The following is a 25,072-nucleotide window of genomic DNA, read 5'->3' as shown; positions in this document are numbered from 1 at the left end:
AATGAAACATTTGCTTAGCAGGGATATTGCCCTGCCTGAAATGGACATCTTACTTGGTTTAATCGAAAACAGAAACTTTGATTTCAAACTTGAAGTGCTGGATGAAATTGAGCATAAAAATCACAGGTACCCCATTTACGGCTTAGTGGCAGGCAATCCCGATCCCACTGCACCTGTATTCTGTATGACTGCTGGAGTTCATGGTCTCGAACGGATTGGCACACATGTGGCGCTCTCCTTTCTCAAGTCATGGCTCTCGCTCGGTTCATGGTCGAAATCACGTAAATCTCTACTTCGTAAAATGCGCTTCGTCGTCATCCCGATAGTCAACCCTGCAGGAATGGCACTCAAATCTCGTTACAACGCTAATCGTGTCGACCTTATGCGCAATGCCCCACTCAATAGTCCCGATCTAAAAAAACACCAACTCTGGGGTGGTCAAAGTTATAGCCCTCGCCTCCCTTGGTTTAGAGGGAATAATGGTTTAGAAAAAGAATCTCAGGCTCTTATTAACTTTGTGAAAAAACATACTTTCGAAAGTAAGTGTACCATTAGTCTTGATCTCCATTCGGGCTTTGGGCTCCGCGACCGCATTTGGTTTCCTTTTGCCCATACGACAAGCGAGCCTCCCTGTCTAGTAGAAATCTACAAACTGCGCCGCTTACTGCGAGAAGGTTTCCCCTACCACGCCTATAAATTTGAACCACAAATTCGCCATTACCTCATCCATGGTGACCTCTGGGATTACCTCTTATTAGAGCATGAAAAAAGCTCTAATTCAGGAATCTTTCTTCCCTTGACCCTGGAGCTCGGTAGTTGGCTATGGCTCAAAAAGAACCCCCGTCAACTTTTTTCAATGACAGGCTATTTCAATTCCATGTCGGCTCATCGTTACGAAAGAGTATTGCGCCGACACATTATGCTCATTGGCTTTTTGATGGAAGCCTGTATAAGTTCTAAAAAATGGATCCCACAAAATGATACCGAACGACACACCATCCTCGAGCTCGCCCGAAGTAAGTGGTACAGCTAAAAAGCAATTTATTCTTCTCCGTGGCCTCTGCCGAGATGCTGGTCATTGGGGAGTGTTACCGAATCACTTAGAGAAACACTTTTCCGAAGACGAAGTTCACTGCCTCGATCTTCCAGGTAACGGGATTTTTCATGAGCATTTAAGTCCTGTAAAAATAGACGATTACGCAGAACACCTTAATGAATTAATACAAAACTTAGCTCATTCGGATAATCGTTATTTTATTGGCGTCTCATTTGGTGCCATGGTGGGACTACAATATAGAAATCAATTCTCTAGTGAGATCAAGAAATTCTTTTTGATTAACACGAGCCATGGGGGACTTTCTCCCTTTTGGCAACGAATGAAGTTTAAATATTATCCGCTTATCCTTAGTCTTCCTTTGATCCCCTCTTTAGAAAAGAAGCTTTTGGATGTGGTCTGTAACCTCAATGGTAAAAATGAAGCTACCGCCAACAAATGGCAAAAGATCAGAAAGCAACGACCTGTTCGTCCCCTTAGTTTTATCAAGCAACTTCGGGCTGCGGCCGCCGCAAAACCTGAGCTCATTGTCAATCAAGACGATCTCATTATCCTCAGTTCAATTCAAGATCGCTTTGTGAGCCCTCAATGCAGTAAAATTTTGGCAAAAACTTTAAAAGCTCCTATGGAAACACATGATACAGCGGGTCATGACCTACCCGAGGACGCCCCTGAGTGGACTTTACAACAGATCGTTGAATACCTAGCCTAGTAAAACCAAATACATCTTTGCTCACTCAGCTTACTATTGATTTTGTCAATAGTAAGTCCACATATAATTGATTTCATGGAATCATTTTCTTGCTTTAACTTAATAGCGTCAAAAAACCAAAGTGGGCGTTATTATGAAAAGCAAAAAAATCTGTATCGAAAACCTTCTTGAAGATAAAGCGATCTTCGAACTTTCAGCTCCTCTTCTCAATAAAGTACTGAAATTTAATAAGTTAGACGATGTCTACCAACAAATCGAAGATAGTCCAACGAGTGAAGAGTTTATCGACCAGGCTTTAGATATTCTAAATATTCAACTTGATTTGGATCATCAATCACTCGCCAATATCCCCAAAACTGGCCCTGTATTGGTCGTCGCTAATCACCCCTTCGGTGGCATCGATGGTCTCATCTTACTCCGCCTGATTAAGCACGTGCGTCCCGATGTCAAAATCATGGCCAATCACTTTTTATCACAGATTGATGCCGTCTCCCAAGATTGCATTTATGTGGATGCTTTTAACAGAAATAATGACAAAAACCATCGCCCCATGCGCGAATCTTTGCAACACCTAAAAGACGGTGGCCTACTCGCGGTTTTTCCCGCTGGGGCCGTTTCTCATTATCATCATGAAGACCACCGCGTCAGCGATGATGAATGGAATCCAGCTATTTTCCGTTTAGCCAAAATTGCAAAAGCCAATGTCGTCCCAGTGCATTTCAAAGGCCGCAATAGTCTCTTGTTCAATGCTCTCGGCATGATCCATCCCTTAGTGCGCACCGCACTACTCCCCCGCGAATTGAGTCGCGAAAATCGCAAAGTTAAGGTAAAAATTGGCAGTGCTATTAATCCACCTAAAATCAAATCATTTGATAATGAACTTGAGGGCATTGCCTTTCTACGTCTCCAGAGTTTGCTGCTCAATACTGAGCTCAAAAAGAAAGATTTTGATATGAGTGATACGGATCAGGCTCCAATCATTGACGCCATTTCCAAAGAAGTTTTGAAGAGAGAAATCAGTCACCTACCCCCCTTGGCAAAGCTCCATAGCTACAAAGAATTTGATGTGTACTGCAGTACATCAGACAAAATCCCTCAGTTGATGCGGGAAATTGGACGTTTACGAGAAATTACTTTCCGTCGAGCCAATGAAGGGACAGGCAAAGAACTCGACCTAGATAAATATGATGATGCTTATGAACAACTCTTCATTTGGAATCGCGAAGAAAATGAAATCGTTGGTGCCTACCGCATTGGTCGCCTCAATGAGCTCGGACTCAAAGGTATGTATACCTCGAATTTTTATAATTTTTCCCCTGAATTCTACGATAAGTATCAGCAAGGTTTGGAAATGGGCCGCTCTTTTGTTAGTCCCGATTACCAAAGAAAACCGTATTCTCTGCTTCTCTTGTGGAGAGGTATCGGCGCCTACATGATGCGAAACCCGCAATACCGTTACCTCATTGGTGCCGTATCGGTAAGTAGTGATTATAGCGCCGTGTCCCGTGCACTCATTGCTGAGCTCTTATTGAATGATAATCAGTCTGTGAGTTCAAAACAAAAAGCTAAACTTCACAAGTTTAATCGCGAGATTCGCCGCTATTGCAAAATGCTCAATATCTCGAATCCCGAGCAATTATCAGCCCTGATCAAAAATATTGAACCAGACAACAAGGATATCCCTCCCCTCGTGAAGCATTACATGAAACTTGGAGGCAAATTTTGTTCTTTCTCAGTAGATGAACACTTCGGCGGTACACTCGATGGCTTGATCGTTGTCGATTTGCCCAAGGCTCCCGCCAAAAGCCTGCTCACTTATCTCGGAGAAAATTATCAAAATTACTGCGATCAACACTGCAGTCCAAGCTACGTGTAATTGTAAAACCGCTCAAGTCAAAACTTAAAGGTCACAGATTTTTCTGTGACCTTTTGTTTTGGGGGTTTAATTTTTGTATTTAACTTCGCTTCCCCAAGTTTTATTCAAGCAATTCCGGCATATACTTTCGTGATAAAATCTGTATGCTTTGTCCTACGACTTGATGTAGATCCTTTTAAGTAATAGATTTATGTAATCAATAATCAGGATATAAAATGAAAAAAGCACTCGGCGTATTTATGACCGGCCTATTAGCGATGGTATTCGCTTTTGGTGATGTGCCCCTTTATGCCTGTGCAAAGCAGAATTCACTACACATTTTAAAATCCTGCTGTGCTAAGAAACTGGAAGTTAAAGTCAAGAAAAGTTGTTGCGGATCCGAAGAAACAACTGAAAATCAGCCAGGTGAAATTCTCAGCGAAATTTGCTGTAACTCGATTGATCATCAACTTACCATGCCCTTTGTAGCAGCCGGTGATGTAGAAATCAACTTAGCTCAAGGTGATAATTTAGAGCTTTATGTGGCTTTCTATGAACCCGTATTACCTACAAATCTACTAAATAAACTTGGTAATAATAAGAGTCCTCCGAGGGATACTTTTATTGCCCTCTCTTCGAATAAAGCCCTCTTTATTCTACACAACGCTTACCTCTGTTAATTCACTTCATGACGGCATGAAGCTTGCTGCGCGTAGACGCACTGAGCCTTCATGTTTTTTTCTGTGCCTATACCTTTGTCATAGGCAATATCTTGATTCATTAAAACTCGAGAAAAATCATGAAGTTATTAATATTTACAACTGTACTACTTTCAACTTTTATCGCTGAAACAAAGCCAAAAACTGACTCCACTTTAATACAAGATAAGGTGAAGGTTAAAAACTCCCTTGAAGCTCAAGCTCCGTTAAGTTTTGAGCATGACGAGCAACTATTAAAATTAAAAAAAGAAGCTTTAGCAAATAATCCCTCCATCCGAGCTGCTTATAATAACTGGCAAGCAGAATTTTTGAAGGTTAATACCGCTGGTGACCTCCCCGATCCCTTTGTCAGTTTTACACATTATTTTGAAGAAGTAGAAACCCGTACAGGCCCACAAAAACAAGCTGTAAATCTCATCCAAAAACTACCTTGGTTTGGCAGACTTGATCTACAACATTCCACACAATCTAAAAAAGCACGCGCCGCACAAGCTGATCTGCAAAGCAGAACTTTAAAAGTATTTAAAGAATTGGAACAGCTCTATTACGATTTTTATTATCTTCAGGAAGCCTCACGCATTGCGCGCGAAAACAAAGGCCTCTTACTGTCCTTTGAACCCATTGCTCGTAACATTATAAAAACTGGCCAAAGCTCTAAAGATTTGATTAAGCTACAAGTCGAACTCGGGCACATAGAAAATCGTATAGCGCACCTTAAATTGCGTTATATGCCCCTTAAATCCCGCATGAATGAATTGCTGAATCTCGCGCCAGGAACGGCTATCACTTTTACTGCAAAACCTCACAAGATAAGTACTCTAAAATCCAAAAAAGAACTTCTTCATGCTATCTATGCGAATAACCCAGAGCTCAAGAGCTTTGAATTTAAACTGAACTCAGCATCGGACCAAATTCTCTTAGCCAAAAAAGATCATTACCCTGATTTTTCTGTAGGTGTGAAATATATCCGCACCAGTGGTGGTGATACAACACACCCTGACGATGGAAAAGATCCGATTATGCTGACTGTAGGGATGACTATACCCCTCAACCAAAAACGCTATAGTGCACTGGAACAATCAGCTATCAATCATCGCGAAAGCCTCGCAAATTCCAAAATAGGCAAGCGAAGAGAACTCGAACGCGCACTGACGACAACGCTTTTTGAGCTCCAAGATAGTGCGCGAACTTATCGCCTTTACACTAATACTTTAATACCTAAAAACAGCCAGTCATTAAAGATCACCCTGCAGTCCTACCGCAACGGAAAATCCAGCTTTTTAGAATTGATCGATATTCAACGTCAGCAATTGGATTTTGAGCATATGCAGAAAAAGGCTGAAACACGAATTTACAAACAATATGCAAGGCTAAGAGAACTCGCCGCAAATGAAAATATTTATGGAGAAGCCCAATGAAACGAAAAGTAATTTTAACGGGAGTATTTTTAGGGGCCATAGTGCTTAGCTCTGGTATTTCATTTTTAGTTGGCCGAAGTACTCAAACAAGTACAGAACAAGGACTTTCCAAGTCAAGCGAAGATCTTTCATCACCAAAAGAAGAAACTATTTGGACATGCTCCATGCACCCACAATTTAAACTCAAAGATAAAGTCCCCTGTCCCATTTGCGGCATGGAACTTATTCCTCTAAAAAAGGGCGGTGAGCAATTGGGGGAACGTGAGTTGCGCTTGAGTCCCTATGCAGAAAAACTGGCTGCTATCACTGTTAGACCTGTGGAAAAACGTAGGGTTTCTATGACGGTAAAAATGCTTGGTAAAGTAAGCTTCGATGAAACTCGCCTTAAGCAAGTAAGTGCTCGTTTTGGCGGACGTTTGGATCGCCTCTTCGTTGATTACACCGGCGTTCAAGTTAAAAAAGGCGATCATTTATTTGAGATATATTCCCCAGAACTGATGACCGCTCAAGAAGAATTGATACAGGCACTCAAATCTGCTGAAGAAATGAAAAAGTCGGATATCACAATCGTACAGGAAAGTTCCGCTTTGGCTATTCAAGCGTCGCGTGACAAGCTGCGCCTATGGGGACTGACCGCTACACAAATTCAGGAAATTGAATCCAGCGGGCGCACCTTTGAGCATTTGAGTAAATACTCACCCATGGCAGGTGTGGTCATTAAAAAGCATCTTAAGGAAGGGGCATATGTTAAAGAGGGCGTACCGGTGTATTCGATCGCAGACCTTAGTAAGCTTTGGATTGAACTAGAAGCCTATGAAAGCGATTTACCCTGGTTACATTTTGCGCAGGCAGTTAGCTTTGAAACTCAAGCTTATCCTGGAGAATTATTCAAAGGACAGATCAGCTTTATTCATCCTGTACTCAATCCAAAAACACGTACGGTTAAAGTACGTTTGAATGTGGACAACAGTGACGGGCGGCTCAAGCCAGACATGTTTGTCAATGCCAGCGTAGGTGTAGAACTCAGCCAAAAGGGTCAAATGGTGGATAGCTCATTAGCCGGGAAATGGATAAGCCCCATGCATCCAGAAGTTATCAGTGACAAGCCTGGATCCTGCACAGTTTGTGGAATGGATTTGGTCCCCGCCGAAGAACTGGGCTTCACTCAAAAAAGAGAATGGAAAATCCCTCTTGTTATTCCTGCCTCCTCCGTGTTAATCACGGGTAAACGCGCCGTCGTTTATGTCCAAACTAAGCGCGGTATCTACCAAGGTCGAGTGATTACCCTTGGACCCCGAGCAGGGGAAGATTACATCGTTAAGCAAGGCTTAGATGAAGGTGAATTAGTTGTCACAAATGGAGCTTTTAAAATCGATTCTGCCTTACAAATTTTGGCGAAGCCCAGCATGATGAGTCAAGAAGAAGAGTTGGAGGAATTAAAAACCATTGAATTACCACAAGATACTCTTGAACAGCTTTATCCTGTACAAAAGGCTTATTTATCTCTTAGTCGGGATCTGAGCCAAGATAATTTCAGCCAAATCAAAGAGTATCGTGCCGAGTTAACGCAAGCCATCAATGCTTTGCAAGTATCAAAATTAAGTCCGGATGTAGCGCTTTTATTAAACAAACGCCTAGATCAGCTAAAGCTGAAAATGAATCATATTAGCAATAGTGATAGCCTAAAAATTGCACGTTTACGTTTTGAACCCTTATCAAAGCAGATGATTCTTTTAACAAAGCAGTTTGGCAGTACTCAAACCATTCGAATCGCTTTTTGCTCCATGGCATTGAACGATCAAGGTGCTCAATGGTTACAGCTAGCTCACAAAATCGAAAACCCCTACTTCGGGAGTGGTATGTACCGCTGTGGTGAGATTCAGCAGGTCATAGGAGAAGATGATAAGTCAAACTCCTTAAATGATGATCCGCAAATCAACTCAAACAGTGAAAAAACTGAAATGACAAGGGCCCACGAAGCTCATAAACAAACTCCGCCTAAGGAGGAAATAAGTTCTGAATTAATGACTCCAGAAGATCGCGCTTTACAGGCTTACCTCAATATACAGAAATCACTGAGTAAAGATCAGTTACCTTCCGCCAATGATGTTGAAGTTCAAACAAAAAATCTGCGTGTTCTCTTGCCACAGAACAAGAAAATAGATTATTTGGCCCACATGCACCACAAAGATCTAAAAGGCGCCCGTGCGGACTTTAAGATCTTATCTGAAATCATGATACCGCTTGCTGAAAAAGGCCATTTCAAATCCACTGTGCGCAAAGCCTACTGCTCCATGGCTTTTGATGATCAAGGCGCCAGTTGGCTACAAACTGCCGAGCGCGTTGAGAACCCTTATTGGGGTTCCCAGATGTACCGCTGCGGCAGCATTAAAAAGAATATTCCCCCTAAGAACAGTGAAGACAAGATGGAGCATAAATCCCATCAAGTGGAAGTGGAACAAGCTGTAAAGCATAAGTCTGAAACTCACGCGGCAACTACCGAAATGCTACAGGCTTACCTCAATATACAGAAATCACTGAGTAAAGATCACTTACCTTCCGCCAATGATGTTGAAGTTCAAATAAAAAATCTGCGCGTTCTCTTGCCACAGAACAAGAAAATAGATTCTTTGGTCCACATGCACCACAAAGATCTAAAAAGCGCCCGTGCGGATTTTAAGATCTTATCTGAAATCATGATACCGCTTGCTGAAAAAGGCCATTTCAAATCCACTGTGCGCAAAGCCTACTGCTCCATGGCTTTTGATGATCAAGGCGCCAGTTGGCTGCAAACTGCCGAGCGCGTTGAAAACCCTTATTGGGGTTCCCAGATGTACCGCTGCGGTAGCATCAAAAAAGTTTATTCGGAGAGTAAAAAGTGAGTGATTCGGATAAATTAGGCCTTATTGACCGATTGATTCGTTTCTGCCTACTCAATAAGCTGCTGGTGTTCCTACTGGTGTCAGCCGGTTTGATCTGGGGTATCATGGTGGCGCCCTTCGATTGGGAAATTGAGGCCCTGCCTCGCGATCCCGTTCCTGTAGATGCTATTCCCGACATCGGTGAGAATCAGCAGATTGTCTTCACTCGTTGGCCAGGTCGAAGCCCTCAGGATATGGAAGATCAAGTGACTTATCCACTCACCACGGCTTTATTGGGCGTTCCCGAAGTCAAAACTGTACGTAGCTTTTCCATGTTCGGCTTTAGTTCGGTCTACGTTATCTTTAACGAAGACGCCGAATTCTATTGGTCGCGAACACGTGTGCTCGAAAAGCTCAATGCTCTTCCAGCTGGGACGCTGCCCGACGGCGTCAAGCCCATGCTCGGACCCGATGCCACTGCGCTTGGGCAAGTTTACTGGTACACACTCGAAGGGCTGGACAAAGAAGGGAATCCGACTGGTGGCTGGGACCTACATGAATTGCGCTCTATCCAAGACTGGTATGTACGTTACGGTTTACTAGGTGCTGAGGGCATTAGTGAAGTCGCGTCTGTTGGCGGTCATGTTCAAGAGTATCAAATTGATGTTAATCCCGACGCCTTACGAGCACATGGAGTCACTCTAGATCAAATTTTTAAATCTGTACAAATGTCTAATATTGATGTTGGTGCTCGTACAATTGAAATCAATAAAGTCGAGTATGTCATCCGAGGACTGGGCTTTATCAAAAGCCTAAGCGATATCGAAAAAACCGTCGTCAAAGTCAATGAAAATATACCTCTTCTGATTAAAGATGTTGCAACTGTCAGCCTAGGTCCTGCCTTACGCCGTGGCATACTCGATAAAGAAGGAGCTGAAGCCGTCGGCGGTGTGGCCGTGGTACGCTACGGTGACAATCCACTGGCAGCGATCAAAGCGATTAAGGAAAAAGTAAAAGAGATCTCACCTGGGCTACCTTCTAAGGCGGTGATCGACTTCACTCAAACCGATAGTGACACCGTTAAAAACTTTGCACTTGAAAATGGTTTTGACGCCTATGGTGAAGATGGAAAACTTAATCAAGATTCTTGGAAAAATTTTCTGACTAGCGGTCAAGATCCTCCAGAATGGCTCAAACTCAGCCAAGTTAGCATCGTACCTTTTTATGATCGTTCCGGACTAATTTATGAGACTCTAGGAACGCTTGAAACTGCGCTCACCGAAGAAATCCTGATCACCATCATCGTCATTTTGGTAATGATGATGCACCTACGTAGTTCAGGCATTATCTCGATCACCCTTCCATTCGCGGTGGTACTCTGTTTCATTGCCATGAAAGTTTTCGGTGTTGATGCCAACATCGTCGCACTCTCAGGCATTGCCATCGCTATCGGTACCATTGTGGATATGGGGGTGATTATTTGTGAAAACATTTTGAGTAACCTAGAAAAAGGTGAACGCAAGCGATCTATGTATGAGATCGTTTTTGAATCTACGAGTGAAGTCGGAGGCGCTGTACTTACTGCTGTTTTGACTACTGTAGTCAGCTTTTTGCCAGTATTTACCATGGAGGGCGCAGAGGGGAAACTCTTCAAACCATTAGCCTACACAAAAACTTTTGCACTCATCGCCGCAGTTATTGTCGCCCTGACCATCACACCCGTTCTAGCTCAACTACTCTATAAAGCACCTATGAAGATAAAAAATGTCCTACTTGGACGTGCTTGGAAATGCAGTACATGGGGCCTTAACCTCACAATTGCTCTTGGCATTTGTTGGATTCTTTCACAACATTGGCTCCCCCTAGGGCCCGCCGCAGGTGAAATGAAGAACTTTGCCGCCGTCGGACTACCCATTGCAGCTTTGCTCAGCTTTTTCCTCTTATGGCAGTATGCCTATAAATGGACTTTGCGCTTTGTTCTGACTTTCAAAAGCTTCTTCCTTATACTGATCGGAATCATTCTAATTTGTGGCTATTCCGCTTGGCTCGGCTTTGAGACCACTTTCGGATGGATGCCCGAAAAATGGAAAAAATCCGAACTTTACGTCGATTTGAAACATCAAGTCCCAGGACTGCAAAAAGAGTTTATGCCCGCCCTTGATGAAGGCTCCTACCTCTACATGCCCACAACAATGGTACACGCTTCTATTGGCGAAGCACTGGATGCCATGAGTAAACAAGATATTGCCTTTAAAGCGATCCCCGAAATTGACCAAGTCGTCGGTAAATTAGGTCGAGCGGAAACGCCCCTTGACCCTGCCCCCATCTCCATGTTCGAAACTGTGATCAATTACAAAGGAGAGTACCTTATCGATGAAGGTGGTCATAGACTGCGCTTTAAGTTTAATGCCTCTGAAATTGATTTCATGCGCGATAGCGAGGGTAATACAGTTCCCGCGACCGACGGCAAAAAATATATTGTTCAGGGGAAATTCATACGGGATGAACTGGGGAAACTCATTCCTGATGACGATGGCATGCCCTTCCGACACTGGCGTTTGCCGCTCGACCCTACTCTTGATGACAACGAAGATCGTGAAACCTGGAGTGGCATCAACTCGCCCGAAGATATCTGGGATGAAATCGTGAAAGCAGGAGAGATCCCCGGTACGACCTCTGCCCCCAAACTTCAACCCATCGCCGCTCGTATCGTCATGCTTCAAAGCGGTATGCGTGCTCCCATGGGCATAAAAGTTAACGGGCCAGATCTGGAGACCATCGAAGCTTTTGGCATCGAACTGGAAAAGCACATGAAAAATGTGCCCGGGGTCAATCCCGCAGCAGTGATTGCCGATCGAATTGTGGGTAAGCCCTATCTGGAAATCAAAATTGATCGTGATGCCATTGCACGTTACGGTCTACATATCAGCTCTGTTCAGCAGGTGATTGAAGTCGCCATTGGTGGTAAGCCTTTAACACGCACTGTAGAAGGCCGCGAACGTTATCCGGTGAGGGTTCGCTACCAACGTGAACTTCGCGACAGCATAGAGGAAATTGATAATATTTTAGTCGCAGGAACTGATGGACAGCAGATTCCTCTTAATCAACTGGCTAAAATTAATTATGTGCGCGGTCCGCAAGTGATCAAAAATGAGGATACCTTCCTCACTGGTTACGTACTCTTCGACAAGCTCAAGGGCTATGCCGAAGTCGACGTTGTCGAGAGTGCTGAGGCGTACCTCAATAGTCTCATTAAGTCAAGAGAACTCATTCTACCCGATGGTGTAAAATATCACTTTGCGGGTTCATATGAAAATCAGATCCGCGCCGAGAAGAAACTACGTGTGGTACTGCCTCTCGCCATGTTTATTATTTTTATCTTACTCTTTATGCACTTTAAAAATATCCCCAATACCATGATGGTCTTTAGCGGTGTAGCTGTCGCTTGGGCTGGAGGATTTATCCTTATCTGGCTCTATGGCCAAAGCTGGTTTTTAGATGGGGAATTATGGGGAATCAATTTTCGCGACCTCTTTAGTATTAAAGCGATCAATCTCTCGGTTGCTGTCTGGGTTGGCTTTCTGGCCCTCTTTGGTATCGCGACTGATGATGGCGTGGTCATGGGGACCTATCTCAAAGATCAGTTCGGCAAAGAAAAATACGATAATATTCATTCTTTACGAAGTGATGTTATTCAAGGGGCACAGCGTCGTATTCGCCCCTGCTTAATGACCACCGCAACCACGCTACTTGCCTTACTGCCTGTACTGAATTCCACTGGTCGCGGCTCAGACGTCATGGTTCCCATGGCCATTCCTTCTTTTGGCGGCATGCTAGTAGTTCAACTCTCTGTCTTCCTCGTTCCTTGCCTCTTCTCTATGGTGAAAGAAGTGCAGTACTACAGCAAATTATCCGATGCCACAATTGATAAAATTTTTATTGTGTTTTTAGCTTTAGGGCTCGGAGTTGGGCTCTATACGGCAGGAACAATGGATATCAGTCTTGATCCAATGTTTATCGTCCTCTGTGGCATTCTCGCTTCCCTCGCCATTCTGTGTACTCTCATTGCCCTCCTTGTACTGCCTATGGACTTCGTCTATATTTGGCGCCGTCTAAGTGTCTGGCTTAAGGAGGAAGAGAATACACAGCAAAGTGAAGAGGAGAACAAAGGTTCCGGAGACTAGTCAATTAAGTACTCTACTTTTGCTTAATCTCTGCAGATAATCTACTTCAAGCATTCTTTCAACTACGGGATGATCTTCATTGCAAAACCCTTAAAGCTAAGCTAGCTTAATCAGCCTCAAGTCGACGTTCGATTTGAGGCTGATTTTAATTTCATCCCGAGGATAACACCCTGAGTAAAAAAATTCGCATTCTAGGTATCGATACCTCGCTTCGTTCCACGGGTTACGGGATTGTGGACCTCTTTGAGAATGGCAGTATGAATGCCATTGATTGTGGCGTTGTAAAAAACAAGGCCAAATTGAGTCAGCTCGATTGCTTGAAACGCCTGCACGTGGCCATCACTCAACTGATTGAACTCTATAAACCCGATCACATCTCGATTGAAGGAACTTTTTATTCTAAATTTGCGAAGACCGCAATGATTCTCGGCATGGCTCGTGGCTCAGTTTTGAGTGCCTTAGCGGGAACGGATCTTCCCGTTTGGGAATATTCTCCCAAACGTGCCAAGCAAGCAATCACCGGTTCAGGCGACGCTTCCAAAGAACAAGTTGCTTTTATGATTGCGGGAATTCTGCAAGCGGATGTTTCTCAAATTAATGATGATGCAACCGATGCTTTAGCGCTGGCCGTTTGTCACGGCCAGGCGATACTTTCCCCTACTTCAGGAAAATTGGGTATTCAGCTTTAGAAACCTTTGCCAAAGGTATCGATAATGAGCTCGCGTACTTCCGCAGGATCAATCTCACTCTGGTGACGATAGATGACTTCTCCACCTGGTTTGATAATGATGGTGTAGGGAATCGGGCCTTCCCATTTCACATCCAAGGCTTTGATTAAACCATCAGCATCTTTGCCATCAAAAATATAATTGTTACTCGCACGACCTTCATTTTTGAGGCCTTTAGAAATGCGACGAGTGACACCCGCATTTTCGCTCTGTAAAAATTTCAGGGCTTTGTCTTTGCGTTTTAAATCATCAATACTGATAGTGATAAGTTCAAAATTGCGGTATTCGAATCGACGATTGAGTTTAACGAGGTCAGGAAATTCCGCCATGCACGGACCACACCAAGTTGCCCAGACATTGATCATACGAATCTTGTCGGTTTTATTTTCTACGAGCTTTTTAACTCCTGCCACGTCAATTTCTTCGAGAGTAATTTCCTGCTTTTCCCAAGCTTCATTATAAGCTTTTACAGCTGATTCTTTTTCAAGCCACTTCGTGCTGCAGCCATTCACTTTCGTATTCGCCACAGGGGGTTCTTTGCCTTCGAGTAAGGCATCAATCGCATTGATGGCATCGTGACTTTTTATATCTTGACCACTCTTGTCGTTATCAAAACGTCCTTGGTAACGCACTTTGCGGTTTTCGTCGAGAATGAAAAAATGGGGCGAAACTCGAGGGCCATAGGCATTGGAGACTTCCTGTTTATCGCCGTCATAGAGGTAGGGGAAATTATACTTCATTTTCTTAGCGCGAATAATCATAGCCTCGTAGCTATCATCTTCCACACTGTAACCTAATTCATTAATACGAACTCCTTTTGGCGCTGCTGAAGAAATAGCGACTAACTGAAAACTCTTATCTTTATAATCATTGGCTAATTTCACCATGCGTTCTTCGTAGGCCTGAGCCGAAGGGCAATGGTTACAAGTAAAGGCCAGCATAAGCACCTTGGAATCTTTGTATTCTTCAATCGTATGCATTTTGCCATCAAGACCTTTTAAATTAAAGCTGGGGCCTTGTGCTCCCACTTCAATAGTTGGCTTTGGTGCCGCAAATAAATTCAGTGCCGCAAAAAATAATATAAATAAATACTTCATCTTCAATCCCTTATTAATTTTTCTGAAATTAATCCCTCAATTCCATTTTGGAACTCCTGCTTACTCCAAAATTTCGATTCAGTTTAGATATAACAGGGTACAGGCCTCATAATTAAAGAGAAATTTATCGTATTGATCATTTTTTAGTAAAATTAAGAAATAGGTGCCTAAATTTCGAGTGTTCATCTAGGCTAGGTCGCTCAGATTGGTCCAGATAATAATATCTAAATAAACTTAACTTCGATGTGCTCAGTTTGACAAAGATCAATAAGTTGAGGAGTTTGTTTTTTTGGATCACGCAAAGCTAAACTTAGATGATTGGGTTTTAAGAGTTTAACAGCTCGTAAATAGCCCTCTTCATTTAAATCTCCTCCTAGAAATTCAGTTTTCCAGCCTTGTTCACGCAAGATAAGTTCTTCCATATGAGCAAAACTAATCTGACTACCAACTAGTGCTCCTACCAATGCGTATTTCCCCGATTCATCTGGCAGAGATAAAAGACCGCCTAAGAAGTAGAAAACTCCTTGTAAGCGTTGCTCCGATCTTCTGAATTGAAATTCGTCAATATTGCCATCCTCATAGGCTTTCTCCCACTTAATAAGTGCCTTTTGAAGGACATCTTTAAAAATAGATTCTAAATTCATACCTGCTAAAAATAGATCATATGGTACAGCTCTTAAAACCTTACCATCACAATCAATTAAGGCTTTATAGAATAAATCCTTAGCTTCATCTATTTTCCCTGATTTGCGAACAGCGCTAATGCCGGAATCCACTACTTCTGGGTTAACTAAAACCTTATTATTTTCTTTGAGGTACTGCTGTAGAGAAAGCAAGGAAATTTTTCTATGACCACCAGAGGTTTTTTCGGCTTTCATCAAGCCTTTATCCACCCAGCGCTTAATACTCGCCTCACTCACCGCCAGGGATTGAGCAATTTCTTTTGGGCTAAATAGTCGTTGATTCATAATTTTCTTCTTTTTCTAAAGTTTATAATTTATAATCCAAATTCGAAATTATCTAAATTCGAAGAAGGAAAATGTACTTTAATAATTTCATCTTAATTCCGATTTGTTGTGAGGTTTAGCAAAGACCATTTGTGCGACGCCAATCACTCTTTCTGAGAATCCACCTTCACAATAGGCAAAATACATTTCCCACATTCTTAGGAAATCTTCTCCGGCCATATCTTTAATTTGAGATCGATGGTCTTGGAGGTTTTTGCCCCAAGCATTAAGTGTGCGTTCATAATCACCCGTGTAATCGCGATGATCCAACAAACGCATATCACTTTCACTTTTTACACAAGACATGACTCGTTCAACTGAGGGAATACAGGAGCCAGGAAAGATGTAACGCTTGATGAAGTCAACTTCTTTGCGCGCTGAATCATAACGTTGATCTGGAATTGTAATGACTTGCATGAGGAAGAGGCCATCCTCTTTGAGTAGTGACGAGCAGGATTCAAAGTAATTTGGTAAGTACTCATGCCCCACGGCTTCAATCATTTCAATGGAAACGAGCTTATCAAACTGACCATCTAAGTCGCGGTAGTCCTGCATAAGCACGGTGATTTTATCTTCTAATTTTTTCTCTTTCACCCTTTCGACTGCTTTGTTATACTGCTCTTGAGAAAGCGTCGTTGTCGTCACTTTGCAGTCGTAATGCTCCGCTGCGTATATCGCTAAAGCCCCCCAACCAGTACCAATTTCTAAAAGGTGATCTTGATTCGAGAGCTGCAGTTTATCGCATATCACTTTAAGTTTATGTTGCTGTGCTTCGAAGAGGCTTGAGTCTGACTTGGGATAAATCGCAGATGAGTACATCATCGTTTCATCCAAGAACAATTCAAAAAAATCATTCCCCAAATCATAATGAGCTTCGATATTTTTGCGAGAACCGCTGCGTGTATTGCGACTTAACCAATGCAGACCACGAAGGAAAGGGTTGATTAGGCGAGGCAGGAAGCCATCAATTTTGTCGACCACATCCATGTTTACTGCAAATAAGCGAATAAACTCGGTTAAATTATTGCTTGTCCATTCTCCTCGAATATAGGATTCTCCACAACCCAAACTTCCACCGAGGACAAAATCGCTAAATACCGAGTTCTGATGAATGTGAATTTCAGCATCAATGTCGCTTCCTGCCTTGCCAAACTCATGACTTTCACCGGCGTGATGCATCACTAAGCGGCCGCGTTTGATTTGCGATAGCACTTTGATGAAAAGATTTTTACAGACTTGATCGGGTAATGATAAACGCTTACCCAAGAGGCTCTTATTCGTTGCTAGTTTTGTATTATCCATGGCTAGGCTCCTTGTGCTCATCGGCACTTAATTTGGGGTGATCGTAAAAGGGAACTTTTTTCATTTTCAAACGCAGTGCTTGATAATAAATCCCCCAAATAACTTTCAGAGGAATGAGTGGATACAGTAAACTATACTTAAGAACTCGAGCTGTTGACCATTCTTGGCGTTCGAGCTGCATATCCACATCAAACATTTGTTTTTCTTTATGAAAATTCTGCATTTTGACAGCTAGTTTTTCCTTAGCTGGACCAAAAGCCCAATGGTAATTAATATCCATGGGCATGAAGGGGGAAATATGAAAATCTTTGTCAAAATCTTTGTAGTTCTTTTCTCGCATATCAATGCAATATGAGTGACGTTGATTCCAGGGCGTATTATTGATTTCGGCAATTATGGCTTTAAGATTTTCATCCTTACCATAACAATAATAAAAACTTACAGGATTATAACAGAGACCGAAATACTGCAAATTTGTCAGAATGCAGACTTCTCCATCAAAATCAAAGGAAAGATCTTCGCTCACTTTTGCACGACAGGCTTGCAAGAGATCTTCTTTAGATGATCGCAGGTAATTCTTTCTCCTAAAGGCAATCATTGAAGGCCACTTACTACGAGAGAGCAAAGGGCCCTTAGTAAACAATTTATTTACTTCATCTAAATTTATCCATGTGAGATAAACTTTATAAGTGAACTCATGCTTTGCAGGTAGGAAACGCCGATGTCTCACCCAACCAGTATAAATTGCAGATTTTGTGAACTTTGTCATTTTGGCAAAACCTCCCTAACGCGTTCTGCGGCATCTAAACCGGACATCACACCATCTTCATGAAAACCAAAACGCCAATAAGCGCCTGCGAAGAAACTGCGATTGTGACCACAAATTTCCTTCTTTCTCATTTGAGCCTCAACTCCTTTCAAAGTAAAAACAGGGTGACTGTACTGAATAGTTTTAATGATCTTTTCAGGTTCAATTTTGTCATAATTTAAACTTACATTATATATCTTTTCACAATCCAATGATTGTAAAATATTCATGTTGTATGTGAGCTTGGCTTGGTCCTCTACCCCAGCTTTTTCTAGGTGATAATTCCACGCTGCATGAGCGAGCTTGCGCTTAGGTAAGACTTTTTCATCCCAATGAAGAATCGCCGTATTTTTATCATAGGGAATGGCTCCCAGAATCTCAGCTTCTTTTGAGTTGCCACCCTCCAAAATCTTTAAGGCTTGATCACTATGGCAAGCAAAAACCACACCATCGAAAAGCTCCTTACCTTGATCGCTTGTGAGTTCAACTCGGTCTTCAAAACGTTCAACTTTGCGAACTGCGCAATTCAAATGAATATTTTCTTTAAAACTCGCGCTCAGGGGCTCAACATATGAATTGGATCCACCTTTAATGACTCGCCAAACGGGTCGATCGTCTACAGATAAAAAACCGTGATTTTTGAAAAAATTTAAATAAAAACGCAAGGGAAATTTTTCTACTGACTCTCTTCCAGCAGACCAAATGGCTGCTGTCATCGGAAATAAATACTTTTCCTTAAACATGGCTCCATAAGGTTGTATAAATTCAGCTAGGCTTGTGGCATCGCTTTCATCTGCGCTTTCTAGCCACTGCAAAGCAGCTTTATTAAAGTCTAGGATATCCTTGATCATTTTCCAAAATTTGGGATTGAGGATATTGCGCCTTTGAGCAAAAAGACTGTTGGTATTCGTGCCATTATATTCGAGACCTGAATCCTCACATTTAACTGAAAAACTCATATCGCTAAACTGAGATTCGACACCTAATTCATCCATGAGTTTAATAAATTCTGGATAAGTCCAATCATTGAAAACAATGAATCCTGTATCAATCGACAAGGTTTTATCGCCCTCAGGCACTTGAATTGTATTCGTATGACCGCCTATGTAATCGGCTTTATCATAGAGATGGACTTCATAATCACCATGCAATTTATAGGCGGTGGTTAGAGCAGAAATTCCCGTTCCAATTATGGCAATTTTTTTCATTTGGCAAAACTCCTGCAAATACGAAATTCCAAAAAGTGAGGTAAGGCTGCTATGAATTTAACTAAATAAGTGAAACGTTTGGGAAAGTGAATCACGGGCTTGCGCTTGATAATTCCTTGGCAAATTTCTCGTCCGGCTCTTTCAGAACTTACCAAAAAAGGCATGGGGAAATCATTCTTGTCGGTCATGGGTGTTTTAACAAATCCTGGGCAAATAATACTCACGTCAATTCCATATTGTGAGAGATCGAGTCTTAAGCTTTTTAAAAAATAATGAGCTGCCGCTTTTGAAGCTCCATAGGCTTCGGCTCGTGGTAAAGCTAACCAAGCCACCGAACTAGCCATACCCACAAATTGGGCTGATTGGCTTTTTTTGAGTAAGGGAAGAACAACTTGTGCCGCTCTGACCATGCCATGAAAATTAATATCCATCATGGTTTCAAAATCTTCTGCTTTTATCTCCACATCATCGACGTATGTGCAATCCCCTGCATTGTAAATAAAAATATCGAGCTTTCCAAATTCTTCAGTAATTTCCTTTGCACAATGATGCCAATCATCCATCGATTTCACGTCGCATTTTAATGCTTTAACTCGCCCTTCAAGTTCTTTAACTACTTGACCATCACGAGATGAAACACACAAACGTGCACCTTTTTGGATTAATTCTTTTGCCACCGCCAAACCGATTCCAGTCTTAGCTCCACATATCCATATTACTTTATTAATCAAGGGTTTATTCACGTTGTGTTCTTCTATTTTGTTGTGTATCCATTAGTAACATTATGGCCCTAAACCAAAAAAAACAAAACAAAAACGTTCAAAACGTTCATTTTTTTTTGAAAGTGGTATATCTTTAAAAAAATTTGGAATATCTATATGTTTAAAAATCAAAAATCAGCTAAAATCAGCTTATTCGTTGTAGGGATCCTCTATGGCATCTTTGGTATCATGTTTTTCTTAGCTCCTGAAAAATTTGCACCATCTCTTGGCTACACGGAGCTCACGGCTAGTTCAACAATTGAAATTATGGCAATTTATGGGGGCTTAGAATTGGCAATTGCCATAGCTGTGTTTGCCGGACTCGCTAAAGGCGATGCCAAAGCTGCAGCATTTGTATGTTTAATTTCACTACTGGGCTTTGCAGGAGGCAGAATCATTGGTCTTGGAATTCATGGGCTGCAAGGTAACCATCTTAGTTTTCTTATTTTAGAATTAGTATTAGCTCTCATGTCATTTTATTCATACAGGAAATTAAGTTCATGAAAAAACGAATTATCGCCAGCTTCATTTCATTCGCCCTCTTACTTTTATTTATTTCTTCTTGCTCAGTCGGAACAAGCGAAGTAAAAACCAGTAGTAAAGATTATTTTCCAATAGTTGGTGGCTTAGACCTCCAAGGAAATGAACAAACATTTCCCAATTGTTTGGAGAAAGATCAAACCATTTGCGTGGTTGCTTATCAGCGTTGGCAACAAGAATGGGTAGATGAATGGTATGTTGAAATTGAAAAAGTTGTAAATGGAAACCCAAAAACCTTATCTTACTATGAAATACCCACTATTTCTAAATTATCCGCCCCTGTTCGATGGTGGATACATCGTGGAATGAGAGGTGGAATTACCTCAGAAAAAATGCGTTCTCAAGTGATTACGATTCATATCGATAAAGAATCATTTAACAAACATCTCGAAATAAATGATGAAGAAATTGTTTACATCTTTATATTAGATAACGACGGTAAAATTATTTATCGTGATAAAGGCCGTTTCTCAGATGAAAAATGGCTTAAACTAGCCAATTACTTGGAGCAATAATGAACTTAAAAACACTCATATCAATGCTAGATAGTGATGCTTTGGATCAAGTCGAAAACCCATCCGACCAAACAGATTTTAAACGTATCCTTCCCTTCATCTTACTTCACTTTGCTGCCTTATCAGCTCTATTGGTAAGTTTTAGCTGGGCTTGTGTTGCCCTACTTGCCTTTTCTTATGTCATTAGAATGTTTGCAATCACCGCATTTTATCATCGCTATTTCTCTCATAAAACTTTTAAAACATCTCGTCCAGTCCAATTTATTTTTGCTTTCCTGGGCTGCGCATCAGTACAACGAGGACCTTTGTGGTGGGCATCTCACCACCGCCAACATCATCGCTTTTCCGACCAAAAAGACGATGCACATTCACCCGTACAGCGATCTTTTTGGTACAGTCATATGGGCTGGTTCTTAACGGAAAAACACTTCCCCACCAATAAAAAATATGTTCGAGATTGGATGAAATTTAAAGAACTCGTTTTCCTCAATCGCTTTGATTGGTTTGCTCCGGTTGTTTACGCTTTGCTTATCATTGCTTTCGGTAAACTCTCTTCGATGTATTTCCCTGAATTAGGTCTCACTGCGGGCAATGCTTTTGTTTGGGGTTTTATTATTTCAACTTTAATTCTATACCACGGAACTTTCACAATTAATTCATTGGCTCACAAATACGGTTCTCGAACCTATGAGACTCGTGACCAAAGTAGAAATAACTTCTGGTTAGCTCTAATTACTTTGGGTGAAGGTTGGCATAATAACCATCATCATTACCCCAATACAATTCGTCAAGGCTTTCGCAAACGCGAACTCGACGTCACCTACTACATTCTCTATATGATGAAATGTGTCGGTTTAGTGTCTGATTTTAAAGCACTACCGAAAAATCTTAAATAATTAATGCAATAATGACACAATTAGGAACTCTATGAAAACTTCTTCCTTTTCAAAAACTTATATCGTAAGACTTCATGAAACTGACCTCGGTGGAATAGTTCATCACAGCAATTACTTTCACTGGATCGAAGAAACTGAATATGCTCTATTTGATCATATAGGTGAAGAAGTTGTAGGTGAATTTGATGAAAGTTTAGAAGGTAGCGGTTGGCCTCGTAGTGAAATGAATGTAAAATTTGTTCAACCGGTAAAGTTTCGAGATGAAATTCGTGTCGACCTCAGCATCAAACGCATTCGCTCTGCCGCAATAGTCTATCAAGTCGATATGTTTCGCCTTAACAAAGACGGCTCAGAGGACAAAGTTCTCACGGGAAACTATACTGCCACATGCTGTCTCTATGATGGAACTTTTCAAAAACCGCCGCGCGTTATTCCTATCCCCGATAGCTTCCTAGTAAAGATCGCAGCCGTTTAAAGCCTTGATTTTCAAAGTTTAAACAGCTATATTTACCCCCGATTACGAGGAGGTAAATCATGAGGTATAAGCCCTACTTTGTCAATAGACATAAACACAACTGGGGATTTCTAAAAAAGAAAAAACGTCACCCGCGTAAAAAGCGCTTGCGTTTAAAATTGGGGAAGCTCAAGGCCAAGCGAATCAAGCCACAAGATAGCTCTATAAAGAAAACTCTTTGCTTATTACTCATTTGTTCTACCGCTTTGAGTTTAATCTTTCCACTCGCATTTTACCTAGTGATCGCGATCTTGAGCATCTGCTTCTTACTCACTTACTGCAAATCCCTCTTTTATAAAGAGGAGAAGCAGTATTCAGTTATGACGAAGGCAGATTCTAATAATTAAGTGCCCTACTTAACACAATCTATAAAGAGTTGATTTAACGGCTTCCAGTCTTTTTCTTTGGCTGACGGAAGATCTCTTGCTATATTTTTATAATAGTCAATTTCATTGGAGATCCATTGAATCAATTCTTCTGATAGATCTATTAAAAAACCTTCTGCTGCAGTTTCTTTCATTTTCATAAAGTTTAAAACTTCATCTAAGCGATCGTTAGACAAACGTTTTGAAGAAGAGAGGAGAAGTTGATATTCTGTTGGGGGCATAGTTTTTTTGTTTGAGATCCACTCACATGCTAAAAGAGGACGTAAAATATAAAATAGTTTTTTTATTTTAATCTGTGTACCTTCTAAATGTGATTCAAAGTTTTTGTTCGCCATTGCTAAATAATGATGCATACCTTTAATAGCACTAAAGTAACCCGGAATTAGTGATTGAATTTTTACATGAAATTCAGAGTTTATCAGGTATGTTTTTGGACTATTTATCCATTCATAAAGTGCCAAGTTACATGAGGCAAAAAGTCGTAGAGCCTTTTGTAAATCCCAACCGCCTAAATCCAATTCCAAGGGAAGCATTAAATCGATAGTATCTGATTTCTTTTCTAAATTTAAGTACCAATTTAATTGATTCACATAAATAAACCTCACGTCCCAATCGCTATCTGGAGATGCAAAACCCCAAGCTCGACTTCCACTTTCACAGGCATAAAGTATTTTAATTTGTTCATTTTCTGCTAGATCACTCAAAGTTTTTTGTATATGCTCTTTCATTTATTTCGAACTTCCCACAATTCATTAATATTTAGTAATAATTCTTTAAGCTTAGATTCATCAACTTCTTCAGGTAGATTTGAGTTCAAATAGCTACTATTTAATTCATCTAGCATGATCTCTACTTTCTGAATAAGTTCGTCATACTGAAATTTACCGTCACGGATATCACAAAGGAGTCGTAATTCCTCACCCTTAAACCTGACCGTGGGTTCTCCCTTCTCTAGAATATTCTTACCGGATAAAAGTAGACGAAACGTATGAAGCATGTTTTTAGCATCGTAATCTCTTAGTCCTTCTTCTTGACCTATCCATCGAGTTTCATTTCGTTTACTACGCCATTCCCAATAATTTTTATGATCTCGGCGAGCACATTCATAAGCTGCTTCATTAAAAAGTAATAAGCCTTTACACAAGAGGTCTTCATCTTCTAAAGGAATTGACTCACAAACTAACTCCCCATTTCTAAAAACGCCTTTGGCTTTGTTCCCATATTCATACAAGCGGTAGAGTGATTGACTGTGCTCAACTGCACTGACATGAAAGTGATTTAGATTTAACTTGCAGGTCTTTAAACTTTGCGGTCGAAAGGGTTTATTGCTTTCCAGAGGAATAAACCAACAAAAATCCTCCCGTTTAGGGGTGTCTATGGGTTGGGGGTTATTGACCCACTTATTTTTCCCTTTGGCTTTTTTAATTTGTGCCCGTGCATAGTTAACATGAGAATCATAAGCTTGCTTTGTAATAAACATTTCGCGCGAAGCAAAAAGCTTTTCAACAATTGGGCTTCTATATAATTCACAATCCATTGGCATCCATAGCATTTCGATAATATTTGGGTTAGCTTTGGATGCAAGTTCTATGAATCTTTTTAAACTGTAATAAACAATATCATTTTTATCATCTGAAAATTGCTTAATGGGATCAACCTCCAACAAATAATACGTCGCCGGAAAAATGAATATACCTTTTATATCTTTGTCACTTCCTGCATGATTGGTTCCATAAGCATGGCTACCTGCAATTGCCTCATAAAGCACATACTTATTTTTGCTTTTCAATAAATCATCTAAATTTTTAAACATCAGTTCCATCCATGTATTACTCAATCTTATACTTTAATCGGTCATTTATTTATATCACTACCTGCTGATTTACGACTTCGTCATTCTTGAGTAAGATCATATTAGAAATTATTGCATAGCGTACAAATAAAAAAGGCGATCCAAATTGGATCGCCTTATTGTCATGGTTTTAGAAGAGTTTAGTAATCGTCGATATCTTCTAGAATCTCTTCTTCATGACGTCTTTCAATATTGCCGAGGTGTTCACCTTTATGGTTGTGGTGAAAGGTTTCGAGTTTTTTCTCGAGCTGGCGATCGAGGCGATCGACGGCATCGGCAATTGATTTATACATGTCATCGGTTTCGGCATGGGCATCTAAATTAATTTTGTTCCCATGGAGAACTATTTCCACTTTGAATTTCCCGTGGCCATGGGAAAGGACAACTTCGGCCTTGTTGAGTTTCGGATAGCTAACGCGCATATTGGAGAGGTGACTCTCTACGCTGTCTTTTAGTGCTTCAGTTAACTGGAGGTTTTTTCCTGATACGATAATATCCATTATATGGTTCCTCTTCTTTGGAGTTTACGTTTGGGAAACTTTTTCCTGTTGGAAGCCACTTCCCACTAATAAAGAACTACGAGAGCGAGTGAAAAGCAAGGAAAAGATTAACAATTCTATAACAAAAAAAGCCTCTTTAAATTTAGAAAAATCAG

22 protein-coding genes are annotated in these 25,072 nt (G+C 41.1%); 13 read left to right on the top strand and 9 right to left on the bottom strand.

Annotated features, from left to right (window positions below):
* Window position 1 precedes the first annotated feature (1 nt).
* From LNTAR_RS08735 to ruvC, 8 genes are all read left to right on the top strand, one after another.
* Entirely contained in the window at window positions 2–1,033 is a 1,032-nt protein-coding gene (locus LNTAR_RS08735) for a M14 family metallopeptidase (RefSeq protein WP_007278317.1), read from the top strand.
* Window positions 978–1,766 (top strand): alpha/beta fold hydrolase, encoded by a 789-nt coding sequence (locus LNTAR_RS08730; RefSeq protein ID WP_007278316.1) that lies wholly within the window; start codon window positions 978–980, stop codon window positions 1,764–1,766. The genes LNTAR_RS08735 and LNTAR_RS08730 overlap by 56 nt, the downstream gene beginning before the upstream one ends.
* A gap of 133 nt (window positions 1,767–1,899) precedes the next feature.
* Window positions 1,900–3,642: a lysophospholipid acyltransferase family protein gene (locus tag LNTAR_RS08725; protein WP_007278315.1), complete on the top strand. Its 1,743-nt coding sequence runs from the start codon at window positions 1,900–1,902 to the stop codon at window positions 3,640–3,642.
* 215 nt (window positions 3,643–3,857) lie between these two features.
* The gene (locus tag LNTAR_RS08720; protein ID WP_007278314.1) at window positions 3,858–4,301 is read left to right on the top strand and encodes a hypothetical protein; all 444 of its coding nucleotides are present in this window, start codon (window positions 3,858–3,860) and stop codon (window positions 4,299–4,301) included.
* A 119-nt stretch (window positions 4,302–4,420) separates the two neighbouring features.
* Window positions 4,421–5,758 carry a TolC family protein gene (locus LNTAR_RS08715; protein WP_007278312.1) on the top strand — a complete coding sequence of 446 codons (1,338 nt, stop codon included), beginning with the start codon at window positions 4,421–4,423 and terminating at the stop codon, window positions 5,756–5,758.
* Window positions 5,755–8,640, top strand: a complete 2,886-nt coding sequence (locus LNTAR_RS25445) for a heavy metal-binding domain-containing protein (protein ID WP_007278311.1) — start codon at window positions 5,755–5,757, stop codon at window positions 8,638–8,640. The genes LNTAR_RS08715 and LNTAR_RS25445 overlap by 4 nt, the downstream gene beginning before the upstream one ends.
* Window positions 8,637–12,803, top strand: a complete 4,167-nt coding sequence (locus tag LNTAR_RS08705) for an efflux RND transporter permease subunit (RefSeq protein ID WP_007278310.1) — start codon at window positions 8,637–8,639, stop codon at window positions 12,801–12,803. The genes LNTAR_RS25445 and LNTAR_RS08705 overlap by 4 nt, the downstream gene beginning before the upstream one ends.
* Window positions 12,804–12,973: 170 nt before the next feature.
* Window positions 12,974–13,492, top strand: coding sequence for a crossover junction endodeoxyribonuclease RuvC (gene ruvC, locus LNTAR_RS08700; RefSeq protein ID WP_083800000.1), 519 nt, complete (start codon window positions 12,974–12,976; stop codon window positions 13,490–13,492).
* Here ruvC and LNTAR_RS08695 read toward each other — a convergent pair.
* From LNTAR_RS08695 to LNTAR_RS08670, 6 genes are all read right to left on the bottom strand, one after another.
* Complete coding sequence (locus tag LNTAR_RS08695; RefSeq protein ID WP_007278308.1) at window positions 13,489–14,628, bottom strand: redoxin domain-containing protein; 1,140 nt, start codon at window positions 14,626–14,628, stop codon at window positions 13,489–13,491. The genes ruvC and LNTAR_RS08695 overlap by 4 nt on opposite strands.
* Before the next feature lie 224 nt (window positions 14,629–14,852).
* Window positions 14,853–15,596 carry an excisionase family DNA-binding protein gene (locus tag LNTAR_RS08690; RefSeq protein WP_007278307.1) on the bottom strand — a complete coding sequence of 248 codons (744 nt, stop codon included), beginning with the start codon at window positions 15,594–15,596 and terminating at the stop codon, window positions 14,853–14,855.
* 87 nt (window positions 15,597–15,683) lie between these two features.
* Complete coding sequence (locus tag LNTAR_RS08685) at window positions 15,684–16,937, bottom strand: SAM-dependent methyltransferase (protein WP_007278306.1); 1,254 nt, start codon at window positions 16,935–16,937, stop codon at window positions 15,684–15,686.
* Complete coding sequence (locus LNTAR_RS08680) at window positions 16,930–17,706, bottom strand: DUF1365 domain-containing protein (RefSeq protein WP_007278305.1); 777 nt, start codon at window positions 17,704–17,706, stop codon at window positions 16,930–16,932. Before LNTAR_RS08680 ends, LNTAR_RS08685 begins: the two co-directional genes overlap by 8 nt.
* Window positions 17,703–18,953, bottom strand: a complete 1,251-nt coding sequence (locus tag LNTAR_RS08675) for an NAD(P)/FAD-dependent oxidoreductase (RefSeq protein ID WP_007278304.1) — start codon at window positions 18,951–18,953, stop codon at window positions 17,703–17,705. The genes LNTAR_RS08680 and LNTAR_RS08675 overlap by 4 nt, the downstream gene beginning before the upstream one ends.
* On the bottom strand, window positions 18,950–19,696 hold the full coding sequence (locus LNTAR_RS08670; protein ID WP_007278303.1) for an SDR family NAD(P)-dependent oxidoreductase: 747 nt from the start codon (window positions 19,694–19,696) through the stop codon (window positions 18,950–18,952). The genes LNTAR_RS08675 and LNTAR_RS08670 overlap by 4 nt, the downstream gene beginning before the upstream one ends.
* Window positions 19,697–19,831: 135 nt before the next feature.
* Here LNTAR_RS08670 and LNTAR_RS08665 point away from each other — a divergent pair, with 135 nt between their 5' ends.
* Genes LNTAR_RS08665 through LNTAR_RS08645 form a run of 5 tightly spaced genes read left to right on the top strand, consistent with a single transcriptional unit; the run spans window position 19,832 to window position 22,526 of the window.
* A complete protein-coding gene (locus tag LNTAR_RS08665; RefSeq protein ID WP_007278302.1) occupies window positions 19,832–20,218 on the top strand; it encodes a DUF4345 family protein in 387 nt (128 codons plus the stop codon).
* Window positions 20,215–20,769: a hypothetical protein gene (locus LNTAR_RS08660; RefSeq protein ID WP_007278301.1), complete on the top strand. Its 555-nt coding sequence runs from the start codon at window positions 20,215–20,217 to the stop codon at window positions 20,767–20,769. The genes LNTAR_RS08665 and LNTAR_RS08660 overlap by 4 nt, the downstream gene beginning before the upstream one ends.
* Entirely contained in the window at window positions 20,769–21,665 is an 897-nt protein-coding gene (locus LNTAR_RS08655) for an acyl-CoA desaturase (protein WP_007278300.1), read from the top strand. The genes LNTAR_RS08660 and LNTAR_RS08655 overlap by 1 nt, the downstream gene beginning before the upstream one ends.
* A gap of 31 nt (window positions 21,666–21,696) precedes the next feature.
* A complete protein-coding gene (locus tag LNTAR_RS08650) occupies window positions 21,697–22,140 on the top strand; it encodes an acyl-CoA thioesterase (RefSeq protein WP_007278299.1) in 444 nt (147 codons plus the stop codon).
* Window positions 22,141–22,199: 59 nt separating this feature from the next.
* Window positions 22,200–22,526, top strand: a complete 327-nt coding sequence (locus LNTAR_RS08645; RefSeq protein WP_007278298.1) for a hypothetical protein — start codon at window positions 22,200–22,202, stop codon at window positions 22,524–22,526.
* 5 nt (window positions 22,527–22,531) lie between these two features.
* Here LNTAR_RS08645 and LNTAR_RS08640 read toward each other — a convergent pair whose 3' ends face one another.
* The 3 genes from LNTAR_RS08640 to hpf form a co-directional block, all read right to left on the bottom strand.
* Window positions 22,532–23,293, bottom strand: a complete 762-nt coding sequence (locus tag LNTAR_RS08640) for a nucleotidyltransferase domain-containing protein (protein ID WP_007278297.1) — start codon at window positions 23,291–23,293, stop codon at window positions 22,532–22,534.
* Window positions 23,290–24,378 carry a DNA polymerase beta superfamily protein gene (locus LNTAR_RS08635; protein ID WP_007278296.1) on the bottom strand — a complete coding sequence of 363 codons (1,089 nt, stop codon included), beginning with the start codon at window positions 24,376–24,378 and terminating at the stop codon, window positions 23,290–23,292. The genes LNTAR_RS08640 and LNTAR_RS08635 overlap by 4 nt, the downstream gene beginning before the upstream one ends.
* Window positions 24,379–24,557: 179 nt before the next feature.
* Window positions 24,558–24,917, bottom strand: a complete 360-nt coding sequence (hpf, locus tag LNTAR_RS08630; protein ID WP_007278295.1) for a ribosome hibernation-promoting factor, HPF/YfiA family — start codon at window positions 24,915–24,917, stop codon at window positions 24,558–24,560.
* Window positions 24,918–25,072: the final 155 nt, after the last annotated feature.

The organism is Lentisphaera araneosa HTCC2155, from assembly GCF_000170755.1.
Lineage (GTDB): Bacteria > Verrucomicrobiota > Lentisphaeria > Lentisphaerales > Lentisphaeraceae > Lentisphaera > Lentisphaera araneosa.
The sequence above is the reverse complement of the archived record's forward strand: the minus strand, read 5'-3'. Positions and strand labels throughout refer to the sequence as shown.

Coding starts and splice junctions, on each gene's coding strand:
- LNTAR_RS08685 (WP_007278306.1), bottom strand. CDS start 16,937: ATGGATAATACAAAACTAGCAACGAATAAGAGCCTCTTGGGTAAGCGT.
- LNTAR_RS08715 (WP_007278312.1), top strand. CDS start 4,421: ATGAAGTTATTAATATTTACAACTGTACTACTTTCAACTTTTATCGCT.
- LNTAR_RS08635 (WP_007278296.1), bottom strand. CDS start 24,378: ATGTTTAAAAATTTAGATGATTTATTGAAAAGCAAAAATAAGTATGTG.
- LNTAR_RS08655 (WP_007278300.1), top strand. CDS start 20,769: ATGAACTTAAAAACACTCATATCAATGCTAGATAGTGATGCTTTGGAT.
- LNTAR_RS08720 (WP_007278314.1), top strand. CDS start 3,858: ATGAAAAAAGCACTCGGCGTATTTATGACCGGCCTATTAGCGATGGTA.
- LNTAR_RS08680 (WP_007278305.1), bottom strand. CDS start 17,706: ATGACAAAGTTCACAAAATCTGCAATTTATACTGGTTGGGTGAGACAT.
- LNTAR_RS08725 (WP_007278315.1), top strand. CDS start 1,900: ATGAAAAGCAAAAAAATCTGTATCGAAAACCTTCTTGAAGATAAAGCG.
- LNTAR_RS08730 (WP_007278316.1), top strand. CDS start 978: ATGATACCGAACGACACACCATCCTCGAGCTCGCCCGAAGTAAGTGGT.
- LNTAR_RS08695 (WP_007278308.1), bottom strand. CDS start 14,628: ATGAAGTATTTATTTATATTATTTTTTGCGGCACTGAATTTATTTGCG.
- LNTAR_RS08650 (WP_007278299.1), top strand. CDS start 21,697: ATGAAAACTTCTTCCTTTTCAAAAACTTATATCGTAAGACTTCATGAA.
- hpf (WP_007278295.1), bottom strand. CDS start 24,917: ATGGATATTATCGTATCAGGAAAAAACCTCCAGTTAACTGAAGCACTA.
- LNTAR_RS08645 (WP_007278298.1), top strand. CDS start 22,200: ATGAGGTATAAGCCCTACTTTGTCAATAGACATAAACACAACTGGGGA.
- LNTAR_RS08640 (WP_007278297.1), bottom strand. CDS start 23,293: ATGAAAGAGCATATACAAAAAACTTTGAGTGATCTAGCAGAAAATGAA.
- LNTAR_RS25445 (WP_007278311.1), top strand. CDS start 5,755: ATGAAACGAAAAGTAATTTTAACGGGAGTATTTTTAGGGGCCATAGTG.
- LNTAR_RS08690 (WP_007278307.1), bottom strand. CDS start 15,596: ATGAATCAACGACTATTTAGCCCAAAAGAAATTGCTCAATCCCTGGCG.
- LNTAR_RS08675 (WP_007278304.1), bottom strand. CDS start 18,953: ATGAAAAAAATTGCCATAATTGGAACGGGAATTTCTGCTCTAACCACC.
- LNTAR_RS08660 (WP_007278301.1), top strand. CDS start 20,215: ATGAAAAAACGAATTATCGCCAGCTTCATTTCATTCGCCCTCTTACTT.
- LNTAR_RS08665 (WP_007278302.1), top strand. CDS start 19,832: ATGTTTAAAAATCAAAAATCAGCTAAAATCAGCTTATTCGTTGTAGGG.
- LNTAR_RS08735 (WP_007278317.1), top strand. CDS start 2: ATGAAACATTTGCTTAGCAGGGATATTGCCCTGCCTGAAATGGACATC.